Annotated in this window: 11 protein-coding genes; 5 read left to right on the top strand and 6 right to left on the bottom strand. The window is 42.3% G+C overall.

All coding sequences use genetic code 11. The features are described 5' to 3' along the window. Window positions 1-259: 259 nt before the first annotated feature. The 3 genes from F6J99_RS32750 to F6J99_RS32740 all read right to left on the bottom strand — a co-directional run bounded on the left by F6J99_RS32750 (window position 260) and on the right by F6J99_RS32740 (window position 3,717). Window positions 260-823 (bottom strand): Uma2 family endonuclease, encoded by a 564-nt coding sequence (locus F6J99_RS32750; RefSeq protein WP_293119290.1) that lies wholly within the window; start codon window positions 821-823, stop codon window positions 260-262. 112 nt (window positions 824-935) lie between these two features. After that, window positions 936-2,462 carry a HAMP domain-containing sensor histidine kinase gene (locus F6J99_RS32745; protein ID WP_293119288.1) on the bottom strand — a complete coding sequence of 509 codons (1,527 nt, stop codon included), beginning with the start codon at window positions 2,460-2,462 and terminating at the stop codon, window positions 936-938. A gap of 16 nt (window positions 2,463-2,478) precedes the next feature. Further along, on the bottom strand, window positions 2,479-3,717 hold the full coding sequence (locus F6J99_RS32740; protein ID WP_293119286.1) for a transposase: 1,239 nt from the start codon (window positions 3,715-3,717) through the stop codon (window positions 2,479-2,481). Window positions 3,718-4,032: 315 nt separating this feature from the next. On the opposite strand from F6J99_RS32740, the gene F6J99_RS32735 reads away from it, so the two are divergent. The 4 genes from F6J99_RS32735 to F6J99_RS32720 all read left to right on the top strand — a co-directional run bounded on the left by F6J99_RS32735 (window position 4,033) and on the right by F6J99_RS32720 (window position 8,659). After that, window positions 4,033-5,184, top strand: a complete 1,152-nt coding sequence (locus F6J99_RS32735; RefSeq protein WP_293119284.1) for an ATP-binding protein — start codon at window positions 4,033-4,035, stop codon at window positions 5,182-5,184. A gap of 91 nt (window positions 5,185-5,275) precedes the next feature. Next, complete coding sequence (locus F6J99_RS32730) at window positions 5,276-5,719, top strand: response regulator (RefSeq protein ID WP_293060801.1); 444 nt, start codon at window positions 5,276-5,278, stop codon at window positions 5,717-5,719. 109 nt (window positions 5,720-5,828) lie between these two features. Continuing rightward, complete coding sequence (locus tag F6J99_RS32725; protein WP_293119282.1) at window positions 5,829-5,963, top strand: hypothetical protein; 135 nt, start codon at window positions 5,829-5,831, stop codon at window positions 5,961-5,963. Window positions 5,964-6,991: 1,028 nt separating this feature from the next. Next, complete coding sequence (locus F6J99_RS32720) at window positions 6,992-8,659, top strand: ATP-binding protein (RefSeq protein WP_293119280.1); 1,668 nt, start codon at window positions 6,992-6,994, stop codon at window positions 8,657-8,659. A gap of 252 nt (window positions 8,660-8,911) precedes the next feature. On the opposite strand, the gene F6J99_RS32715 is transcribed toward F6J99_RS32720, so the two are convergent. Continuing rightward, a complete protein-coding gene (locus tag F6J99_RS32715) occupies window positions 8,912-9,718 on the bottom strand; it encodes a PRC-barrel domain-containing protein (protein ID WP_293060807.1) in 807 nt (268 codons plus the stop codon). Window positions 9,719-10,059: 341 nt separating this feature from the next. On the opposite strand from F6J99_RS32715, the gene F6J99_RS32710 reads away from it, so the two are divergent. After that, complete coding sequence (locus F6J99_RS32710; protein WP_293119278.1) at window positions 10,060-10,425, top strand: LapA family protein; 366 nt, start codon at window positions 10,060-10,062, stop codon at window positions 10,423-10,425. Window positions 10,426-10,997: 572 nt separating this feature from the next. Here F6J99_RS32710 and F6J99_RS32705 read toward each other — a convergent pair. Both F6J99_RS32705 and F6J99_RS32700 read right to left on the bottom strand, forming a co-directional pair. After that, window positions 10,998-11,342, bottom strand: coding sequence for a hypothetical protein (locus F6J99_RS32705; RefSeq protein WP_293119276.1), 345 nt, complete (start codon window positions 11,340-11,342; stop codon window positions 10,998-11,000). A 157-nt stretch (window positions 11,343-11,499) separates the two neighbouring features. Then, window positions 11,500-11,658, bottom strand: coding sequence for a hypothetical protein (locus tag F6J99_RS32700; RefSeq protein WP_293119274.1), 159 nt, complete (start codon window positions 11,656-11,658; stop codon window positions 11,500-11,502). Window positions 11,659-11,933: the final 275 nt, after the last annotated feature.

The raw sequence follows: 11,933 nt of genomic DNA, 5'->3' as shown, positions 1-11,933 counted from the left end.
AGGGACTTCGGAGCAGGGAGTAGGGAACAGGGAATAAACATTCTCTCAATTGATTTAGGATTGCTATTAGATATTAGATATTAATTTTTAGATATTAGTGATTGGTAATAGATCATTTACCCGGAGTGGACTAGTACTGTAAATCCTGATTGTGGATCTAATCATTAGTACTAATTAATCCGGTTTGAGTAAATTATTGAGGTTTGGTAGTACGTTTATATAAAAACTCAGCCCTTAAGCACTCACTACTATACAGTAACTAGACTGTAACATTCTCATAAATTAAGGATATGGGACAACTAAAATCAATGCTGGTCAAGTGACTTTCCTCTCCTTCTGTATAGGGATTGAGTTCCCATTTGCCTTGTGGATTGCGCCGGAAGCACTCGATAGTGATCTGTTGAGTATCAATCAAAAGGTATTCTTGTAAGGTTTTGATGCGGCGATAGTTAGCAAATTTGCGACCTCGGTCAAAGGCTTCAGTGGAGGGAGAGAGGACTTCCGCAATCAGACAGGGATGATAAATGACTTTGAGGGCATTGCTGTCTCGTTGGTCGCAGGTTACCATGACATCGGGGTAGTGAAAGGGGCCTTTTTCCGATACACCCACTTTGACACTAAAGATAAAAGGACGACACGAACCTCCCCCCAAATGGCTTTTTAAGGCAGTGGCAAGATTCAGAGCAATGGTTCCGTGGGGAATAGTTCCCCCACTCATAGCATAGACTTCGCCGTCGATGTATTCATAGTTGAGTTCTTGCTTTTCTTCCCAGTCTAGATAAGCTTCGGGAGTCATGTACTCTCTGTGATAAGAAGCAACCATAACCACCTCTTTTATGTCCTGTTTTGGAGCTAGTTGAGCTTGATTTAAACTATAGCGCGAAACTCCCCCTGACCGAAACCGCGACATATGATAAGACAAAATATTTTTGCTTTCATACCTTCTCGCTTTCCACAGGGCTTTCAGTGTTGTTTTTTCTAAAAACGGGTATTGTAACCGTAAACGTTGTCCCTTGGTTGAGAGTGCTTTCAACTTCGATTTGACCGTGGTGATTTTCAACTATTGTTTTAGCGATCGCTAAACCTAGCCCAGCTCCTTTTGCTGTATCATAGGGTCTAGCTGGATCAGCTCGATAAAAGCGATCAAAAATCTGAGGTAATGCTGATGCACAGATGCCTTGACCGGAATCAGTTACCTTAACTTGAAGGAGGTAGCGCGGTCTTGGCGGTCCCCCCCATGAGGGACTACCAGTGAGGAATTGCAGGTTTGTTGGCCTACGTTTGCTGGGAGGTTCTAACTGTTGTAATTCCACTTGAATAAATGCTTCCCCTGGAGTTTTGGTAGAGGCGGGTGTGTATTGCACAGCATTATTCACTAGATTGGTAAATAAACGTACCAATTGATTCCAATCCCCCTCAAGGGTAAAGGCATCTTCGTCGAATGTTGGATTTTGGAATTCGTTACTAGGGCAGGGTGGCAGAAATACCTCACCAGCCCCCATCTCTTCCTCTGTCTCCTCTGTCTGCTCTGTGCTCTCTCCATGATCGGGATTGGGGATTTCAATCAAGTACAGGGAAATACCTTTGTCTATAGCAATCAGTTGTTGCTCCTCGATCACTTCCATTAGCAAAGCATCTAGGTGGACTAATTGCCACTGGGGTTTTACCATACCGCTATCAGCACGAGCCAAAAACAGCAGGTCATTCACCAGTTTTCCTAAGCGCTGGGTTAATCGCTCTATCACTTCGAGTTGGTGCCGTTGCAACTCAGATGCCAAATCGGGATCCCCCAGAGCAACTTGCACGTTAGTCTGAATCGTAGCAATTGGGTTTCTCAGTTCGTGGGAAGCATCAGCAGTGAATTGTTTGAGCCGTTGGTAGGACTCTCTTACTGGCTTCATAGCCATACCAGATAGTAACCAACCAATAGCACCAGTAGAGATAATCATCACCACTGTACCTAGAGTCAGATCAAATATCAGTTGGTGGCTGGGTTTGGTGACTTCAAACCATGGGTGGCTCACCCGTAAATAACCTAAGATATAATCTTCGATTTCCACCGGTTGGGTTAACTGTCGCAGGAGATGCTCTGCTGATAAATGAACTGTTGCCCTAGTGGTGTTGGTCTTTAAGGGAATAGTTAAGGGCTCAGAGAAGGTTGACCAAAGCAAATCCCCCTTCGGACTAAACCACTCCAGGTCAATGTGGTCATCTTCTACCCCATCACTATTGTCTCGAAAACTGGCTTCAATGTTGAATTGGTAGGGACTCTCGCCATCATCCACAGGTTGAATCACCAGTGATCGCTCTACCACTTCTACGACATGTTTGAGGGTGTCATCAACCCGTTCAATCAGGGTGTGGCGGACATAAAGATAGACACCAGTTGCAAATAGTAACAGTAAGACTGCTGTGACCGTAGTGTACCACAGAGCAAGGCGTCGGCGAGTAGTTTGAAACATGTTGACACTCCCCGGTCTAAAGACGCGGGGATTCTTCACTCAACGATCCAACTTGCTCAGCCAGGTCGGAACCAGGAAGAGTAGAGGTCGAATCTCCTGAAGCGTTCAGATCTTTTACGTTCGCGTAGCGTGACCTACGGTCAATCCAGGTTCCGGTGTGCCCCACCGTACCCAAGGCTCTTTTTAGGATATTGATTGCGGCATTGTGGTCTCTATCTAACTGACAACCACACTTGCAGGTGTGAGTCCTAGTTGATAGAGATTTCTTCACCACTTCACCACAGTCGGAGCAGTTCTGGCTGGTATAGGCAGGATTCACTGCCACAGTTACCTTTCCAAATTTATCGCCAAAGTGTTCCATCCATTTTCTGAACTGATACCAACCTGCATCGTTAATAGATTTGGCTAGACAATGATTTTTTACTAGATTCTTAACCCTTAAGTCTTCGTAAGCGACCAAGTCGTTAGACCGGATTACGCAGCGCGCCAGTCTCTTGGCGTGCTCTTCACGTTGCCTACTTATTTTAAGGTGCTGCCTACCTAGTCTATTAACTGCTTTTTTGCGATTGGTTGAGCCTTTCTTTTTACGAGAAACTCGTCGCTGATAGAATTTAAGGCGCTTTTCTCCCGTTCTGTAGAATCGGGGATTTGATTCCGTTATCCCAGTGGAATCGGTGTAGAAATCTTTCAGTCCGACATCTAACCCGACAGCTGTCCCAGTTGACTCTAATTCTTCTTTGATGTCAACCGAAACGCAAAACTGGACATAGTAGCCATCAGCTCTTTTGACTATCCGAACCCGCTTAATTTGCTTATTATCGAAACGCCATAAGTCCCATGTACCCTTAAGTTTAAGCTTCCCGATTCCCTTTTTATCACTGAATGTAATTGACTTCTTGTCAGTGGATAACTTCCATCCAGACTGCTTATATTCGACAGAGCGACAGTTTTTATGGAATTTAGGAAAGCCCTTCTTACCAGGTACCTTTTTCTTGCAGTTATCGAAGAACCGAATGATTGATGACCATGCTCTTTCAGCACTGGATTGACGAGCAGTAGAGTTCAATTCGTTGGCAAAAGGGAAGTTTTTGGCTAGTACTGCACTGTATTTATTAAGGTCAAATTTGTTGACCCCTTTATTGTCCATCCAATACCTGAGGCAGCTATTGCGGATAAATTGAACCGTCCGAATAGCCTCATTAATGGCGGAGTATTGATGTTTCTTCCCTTTTGCCTTGAACTCTAAAATAATCATCAGCTTCGACCATTACTGTTCACTACCTTAGTCTACAACACCTAGACTAAGATTCCGGGTTTTCCTGAAATATTTTTTTCACGGCGGCTAAAGACCGCGCTTGTTCCTTCATCCCCGGTCTAAAGACACGGGGTTTTCGGCTTTGGGGGATTCTTTATAATTTAACAGACATCTTGATCACAATTGAGCACCCGAACCAGTTGCTGCCAGTGTAGAGTACAAAGCTAAAATTGATATCGTGTCCGGTTAAATCGTTCTTGTTTGTAGAGATGTGGTCTGCAACCTCTCTACAAGGAAGATTTGATTGATTGTTCCTTGTCCGACTTGTCTGCCAAAAGAATGACCCTTCAAAAAAGCGATCGCATACCAGCAAAACCATCTCTAAGCTCTCGGGAATACCTGTTTCAGTCCCTAGTGGACAATTCTCCCGAGTGTATAGGGGTATTTGACCGGGAATTTCGTTATGTCTATGCTAATCCGTCCCTGTCCAAGGCCATTGGGATCCCCCATTCAGAATTGATCGGCAAAACCCATCGTGACCTGCAGATGCCAGAAGACTTTATCCATTTATGGGATAGAGCCATGGAAAAGGTGTTTGCTACAGGTCAAGAAAAGAGCATTGAATTCCAGTGGAACACAGAGAATGGGCGACAGTTTTATCAATCCTGTCTGGTACCAGAGTTGGCCAGTGATGGTTCAGTAGAATTTGTCTTGGGGTTTAGCTGCGGGATTAGCGATCGCATAACCAATACAGAATTTTCAAGGTGGATTGAGCAGTTACAGAACTCTAACCGAGAACTGGAACAGTTTGCTTATGTGGCTTCCCACGATTTACAAGAACCCCTGCGGAAGGTCAAGAGTTTCACAGAATTGCTGGTGGAAGAGTACCAGGGGAAATTGGATCGCGAAGCAGACAAATACATGGCTTACATTGTTGATGGTGTTTTCCGCATGCAGAGTCTGATTAAAGATCTGCTCGCCTACTCCCGTTTGGGTCGGTCTGAACTGACCTTTGAACCCACAGATATCGCTGAAGTGCTTGAACAGGTTCTTGAAAACTTGAGTGTTACCATTAAAGAAAATCATGCTGTCATCACCCATGATCCACTGCCAACTATCTCAGCTAATCCCCAACACATGGTGGAATTGTTCCAGAATCTAATCAGTAATGGCATCAAATTCCGTTCCGAAGCAACTCCTGAGATTCACATTGAAGCTCAGTTGCAGGAATCCAAATGGTTAATAGGGGTTCGAGATAATGGTATTGGTATTCCAACCAAGTATGCTGAACGAATTTTTTCCATATTCCAACGACTACATGGTAGGAGCAAGTATCCCGGTACTGGGATTGGTTTAGCCATTTGTCAGAAAATCGTCCAGTGTCACGGTGGAAATATTTGGGTCGAATCCGAGTCTGGTGTTGGCTCAAGATTCTATTTCACCTTGCCAATTCCTCAGAGTTGGTAGCCAAAGATGGCTGATGGGTTTGTGGATAAAAATTCAATAATAAATGATATTATAGCCAAGTTCAACTAACCCAATTTCAATTAACTATGATATGTACAGTAAATTCCCTGAAATTCTGCTAATAGAAGACGATCCTGGAGATATAGAACTCACCAGGAAAGCACTCAACAAAGCGAAACTGGGGATTAACCTCCATGTGGTTATGGATGGTACTCAAGCCCTCGCTTATCTCTACAGAGAGGGGGAGTATTCTGATTCCCAGCAACCTGACTTAATTTTGCTAGATCTAAACCTGCCTGGGATGAATGGACAAGAGATTCTCCAGCATATCAAAGGTGATGATAACCTCAAGCAAATCCCCGTTGTGATGCTGACCACTTCAGATGCTCAGGAAGATATTGTAAAAAGCTATGACTTGGGAGCTAACTGTTATCTTAAAAAACCAATTAGCTTAAAAGAATTTGACAATATTATCGAAGCCCTAGAAAATTTCTGGTTTAGTGTTGTGAAGCTACCGCCGCCAGAAACTAGCTAGTGCCGCTGTGGGAAATTAAAAATTAAAAATTATTAGATGTTTAGGTAGTCGTAAAAATGTAGTGGTTTTCCTAAGGTCTGATCAAGGTTTCGGCTGTTAATATCGCTACTTGTGTATCACTACCCTTGTTACCTTTCCCCTCTCCCCACACTCTTCCCCCGATTCCCGATTCCCGATTCCCGATTCCCGATTCCCGGTGCGTAGCGCTATAGCTCAGAAACCATTAGCCTCAAGCCTACGCTGATCATGGGTAATGCCTTCAAGTATACACCTAATTTTTGAAATCTTACTAAGTAGGTGTGCATAAATAAACGCAACTAAGGCCGGGCGGGTTTTGACGGTTAAATCGCTTATGTAGCAAGACTTTCGGCTAAACCCACCCCTACAATTTTTTTACGTTTAAGACCGACCTACTTACGATTACAGCTCCTCATATAGCATTTCTATTTGAGTTGTAAACAGAATCTCTTAGAGGATATCTGAAAAGTTTTTTGATACTGAATTTTGCCCCCCTAGCCCCCCAACTTTGGGGGGAACAAGAGTCAATTTGCTTCTAAAAGTCCCCGGAGCGAGGGATTGCTCGCTCGGGGGATTTAGGGGGCTTGGATGTAGCAAATAATACTTCTCAGACAACCTCTTAAGGAAAGGCAAGAGGCTTGCATACAAAAAGCAAAAGGGGAAAGAGATCCGGAGTTTTATTGGACAATAAAAAAAGACCATACAGGTTTACATCTCATTTATAAAAGTTATAGCGTTTCTAGGACTCATGAGGTACACAGAATTGTTTGACTATTGGCTCTTGCCTCTTCTCTGTTACCTGCTCCCGTCTTGATGCAAAGCGCGAGTGGGGGAAACCACGGCAGTCGCTCATGGGGGGGACCCCCAAGACCGCGCTGCCTCCCCAAGACCGCGCTGCATCGCTGCTCCCTGCTCCCTGCTCCCTGCTCCCTAAAACCCAGATATTTGTAGCTCACAAGTCTTAGAATTGCTATATATTGCTATATTTAAGATTAATTTTATGATTCGAGGCTAAATTACCCATCGAATACCCATCGAAGACCATAAATGGGTATACTTTTTAGTATTTTCATCCCCTTAATCTCAAGGATTATACGGATTTTATGTCCATTTTTTAGTGAATTATCCGTATTAGTACGGAGATAAGTATTAGTGAAATCACGGTGGAAACAAGTATTTTTTTAAGTCAATATTAACATATTAGATTTTATTTAATATCTAACAGATGTTTGTTGATTAGTTAAAAGTTTTCCCATGTCATCAACATACCTACCAGTCACTTCACCGTCAGCTGATCAAAGGAATTTCCCTGTCCCTTCACCAGTCCCTGCTTCAGTCATTTATTTTCAGAATAAACTCCCCACAGAAAGACCAGACCATTCTGATTGTACCCGAATCCTCTTAATTGAGGACGATATCCAGGATGTTGAGCTGATTAAAGCATTACTCAAAAAGGCCAAACATTTTCCAGCAACACTCACCCATGTAGAGACCTTAGAGCAAGGTCTCGAGTGCCTTAGCTATGGAAATATTGATATCGTACTCTGTGACCTGTTCTTACCCGATCAGCAAGGCTTAGAGACATTTTGTGAAATTTATGCCCAGTTTCCCGAAGTGCCTATAATCATTCTGAGTGGACTGACTGATGAGAATTTAGCCATAGAAGCACTACAAGAAGGAGCACAAGATTACTTAGTTAAAGGAGAATTTGATCGGAACCTATTGATACGCTCGATGCGCTATGGCATTGAGCGGCAACGACTGCTGTTAGCACTGAAGCGAAAAACTGAAGCTCTACGAGCCAGTGAAGAACAATTTCGCACCATGATTACCAGAAATGCTGATGGTGTTGTCATTATTGATCACAATCGAGTGATTCAATTTGTTAATCCCGCAGCAGAATACCTGATGAACTGTAAAGCGGAAAAACTCCAAGGAGAACTATGGTGCAGTTCCTTAGTGGTTGGCCAATCTACAGAACTAGATATTCGCTCCTCCTATGGAAAAATTGTTATTGCCGAAATCCAGCTAGTAGAGATTCAATGGGAAGGAAAAAAAGCCTATATGGCATCACTGCGAGATATCACCACTCGCAAGGAAATAGAAATTGCTCAGAAGGAACTGAATGATGAGTTAGAACGTCGGGTTGAGGAGCGCACAGTTGAACTAAGAGTAGCTAATGCTCAGCTCCAAGTTTTGGAACTTAGACTACGTCAATCACTGGTTAAAGAGAAAGAATTGAGCAATTTTAAATCTCGGATTATCTCTAGCATTTCCCATGAGTACCGCACCCCATTAACTACAATTTCTTCATCAGCAGCAATCCTGGAACGGTACGGTCATAAAATTAATCCGACTCAGCAAGTGAAACATTGTAGACGTATTCAATCCATGGTTCAGCACCTGACTGGTTTAGTGGATGATGTGCTATTTATTAACAAGACAGAATTTGACCAACTGGATTTCCAACCAGCACCTATAGACTTAGTTATATTTTGTAATAAATTAGTTGATGAAATCCAATCTAAAACCACAGATAAACACCAGATATTGTTTAGCCATGAAGGTGACTATAAGGAATTCAGATCAGATCCTAAGCTGTTACGGCAAATGCTAACTAATCTCCTCTCTAATGCTATTAAATATTCTCCTCAAGGAGGCAAAGTTGAACTTAATGCTAAATGTGAAACTAATCAAGTAATACTGGAAGTTACAGATGAAGGTATTGGCATTCCTAAGCACGATCAAGGTGAGTTATTTAATTCCTTTACTCGCGGGAGTAATATCGGTTCTATAGCAGGAATTGGATTGGGATTATCAATTGTAAAAAGTTATGTGGAACAGCATCAAGGAGAGATAGTTATGGCAAGTAAAATAGGTGTAGGTACTCGTGTCACAGTCTCTTTACCATTTCTTCGTTAGTGGTTAGTATGACTCAAAAAAACTGATTTATTTAACTGCAAATTTCCAGAAAATGCTAAGACTAATATAGTTTGTACAACCTAGTTTTAAGCTATGAGACAACCTTAAGTTAAATACGCTTTATTAACTACTTATTATTACTATTTGGTGTTACTTAATGGAAAATGGAAACTGGAAAATTCCCAATTCCCAATTCCCAATTAACAGCCATAGGTAAAAATTATCGCCTCATCACAAATTCTTAGACTTATGTTAGGTTTTGTCTTTCAACTGCTTCGTAACGGATTTGGCTTTATCCTGTAAGTGTGCGGTGGTAGCTTTGGCTGTGTCTTTCAACTGCTCAGTCACTGATTGAGCTTTATCTTTCAACTGTTCGGTGGTAGCATTGGCTTTATCCTTCAACTGTTCAGTGACTGATTGGGCTTTATCTTTCAACTGTTCTGGTATATGTTGAGCTTTTCGTTTGACAGCTTGAAATTCCTGCACAGTTTTTTGATAATCTTCCTTGATCAGGTCTGTAGCTTGACCAATTTTTTTATTAAGTCCTTCCCCATACGGTTTACTATTTTGAGCAACTGTCTCCAGTACAATAACCCGCTTGCTGCCAATACTCGAAATTGCTACGGGTGGGAGTAGATACATACCATCCATAACCCCATGCCAGCCACTGTCGGAGAAGAGATAGTTAACGACACTACCGCTTTTAGGTTTGAGTAAGTAATCCACTAGCTTACCAATTTTGTTACCCGCATCTGTCCACACCTCATGTCCGATCAGTGAATCCCAAGACTCGGTTTTCTGTTGAGCTTTGTGATTTTTGCTAGTGTTGACGAGAATACTATCAGTGCCAATACTCTCTACTTGACTCCAAGCAAAGTACCGTTTTTTCGTCCCAAGTAATCCAGACTTACACCTTAAGGCCACGACTCGATGAGCTTGATAGTCCAACAAGAGTTGATCGACATGACCAATTTCTTCGGTGGTCTGACGCTCTAATACTAGACGATTGAGTAACTGGCTCTGCCTGATCGGTTTGGGTTGGATAAATAGTAAAGACATCTATTCATGTCTCCTTGAGTAAGAACTGGCGATGGCGGTCGGAAAAATACACAGAAGGCTCTAAGGGTTAAGCTATCACACCCTCAGCTCCTCACCCTCTTGAGTTTAGAGCTTACGTTCAACAGCTAAACCAAAAGCTTAGTTTATGTCTGGGGGAAGTATATATCCTTAGATCGGATACTACAGAAAGCGACCATGGTTCCATAGTCTTTCCTTAGAGTGTTTGCTTAAGGTTAAGATTATGCTTGTTTACCCCTCTGTGACTTTTTCTATCTAGATTTTAGCTTACAATAATTGCATCAAATCTGATCTAGGGGATTACCAAGGAGTGAGTTGAGACTATGCGCTTATTGTTTTTGATTTCAGGCTTCGTGATTGGCTTAGCTATAGCAGCTATTTTATTCGCCCTCCAAAATAAAGCAATTGTGGCGGTAAACTTTGGGGTTTGGACTGTAGAAGAACCTTTATCTCTAGTGATTCTTTTAACTCTTTCTATGGGCTGTTTAGCCGGTTTATTAATCTCCACACCTACTCTAATTAACCAAAGTCGTAAACTAGCTCGGCAACGGAAACGGATTAATGAATTAGAGCAGGATTATAATGAAACAATAGGAAATATTGAGAATCAACGCAAAAGGATAGAGTACTTAGAAGATAGTTTGAAAACTAAGATAGGTGCTTCATCAGCAGAATCTGAGCCGCAATAGCTGGAAAACTCTTGGTATTCAGTGGTCAGCGGTCAGCGGTCAGCGGTCAGCGGTCAGCCGTCAGCTAAAATAAACCTCAAATGGTAGAATTTAACATTGAGAGATTTTATACAATTGAAAGTCTGGGTAAAAGCCCTTGGCCTATGGTCACGCTAAGGGAACAGCCGGGAGCATGTCACTTATGCAGAACATTTGTACGCTTATCTGGGGAATAGGTAATAGGTAATGGGTAATAGGTAATGGGTAATAGGTAATGGGTAATAGGTAATAGGGGGAGCATGTCCAGGATGAATATTTGTCAATTATCTATAGCCTCTGGGTTTAAGCTTGCGCTCATGGTACATAGTACTTTTGTTCGGCAACGCAAGACCTGCTCCCGGAACAGCCTCACTAAAATATCAGTAAAAGAGATTAAACGAATACTTACCTCTTTTCTTAAAAAGCTGATAGCTGATAGCTGATAGCTGATAGCTGATAGCTGATAGCTGATAGCTGATAGCTGATAGCTGATAGCTGATAGCTGATAGCTGATAGCTGATAGCTGATAGCTGATATCTGATAGCTTATCTATTTTAACTACTGATCAAGGATTCAAACTCAGCTTTTAATGATTCAAAATCTGCCACCCTTGACACTAGTAAATTATCCTTACCAGCATCATTTAATCGTTGTTTCCAATAACTGATGATTTCTGGGTGATTCATCCAGAATTCAATCACACTGTCTACAGCTTGATCTATACCCCAATCTGCCTGGGAGGTAAGGGTTTCAGCTGATTCAATTAAAGCATCCAGGGTACAGTGATAAGTACCTAAGTATTTCAGCCGGGGTGGGACTTTTCTCTGAGTCAACGTCTGTTGATGATTGAAAAAGTCTAGGACAGGAGATACTCCTAAGATTTCAAAGGTGTATTTCATAGGTTAAATACCTTCCTTTTTACCAGTTATCCTTTTCACCAGTTACCTCAACCTTTCTAGGTAAGGTGATCGAGATTAGTAGATTTTTATGAGTTTTGTGTTCTGTGTTCTGGATCAGAACTCTGACTGTTTACTAATCCTATAGAACTGCTATGCACTACATAATAAAGGAATTGTTAAATTGGTTTTGTAGTAATTGTAACACAATGCTATAGCCTGTAGCACACCGGAACAGGGAGTAGGGAGTAGGGAGTAGGGAGTAGGGAATCGGGAAGAGGCAAGAGGCAAGAGGCAAGACGCAAGAGGCAAAAGGCAAGAGTGAAAAAATCTTGTGTATCTGATTAGACTAGAAAGTGCTATAATTCCCTAATATCCCTATCTACCTATCTCCCCACCTCCCCATCTCCCTATCTCCCCACCTCCCCATCTCCCTATCTCCCCACCTCCCCATCTCCCCACCTCCCTATCTAAATTTCGATTTCAGTCGATTTTGGCAAGGGGGGTACCCATGAAGTTTCGGCGAAAGTAAAGTGGTCCTTTTCCGCATTTTGGATGTTTCTCCTGTCCAATTCGACGTTCAGATTCACGACG

It is taken from the genome of Moorena sp. SIO4G3, assembly GCF_010692305.1.
GTDB classification, from domain to species: domain Bacteria; phylum Cyanobacteriota; class Cyanobacteriia; order Cyanobacteriales; family Coleofasciculaceae; genus Moorena; species Moorena producens_A.
Note: the sequence above shows the minus strand (reverse complement) of the source record. Positions and strands in the feature narration are given on the sequence as shown.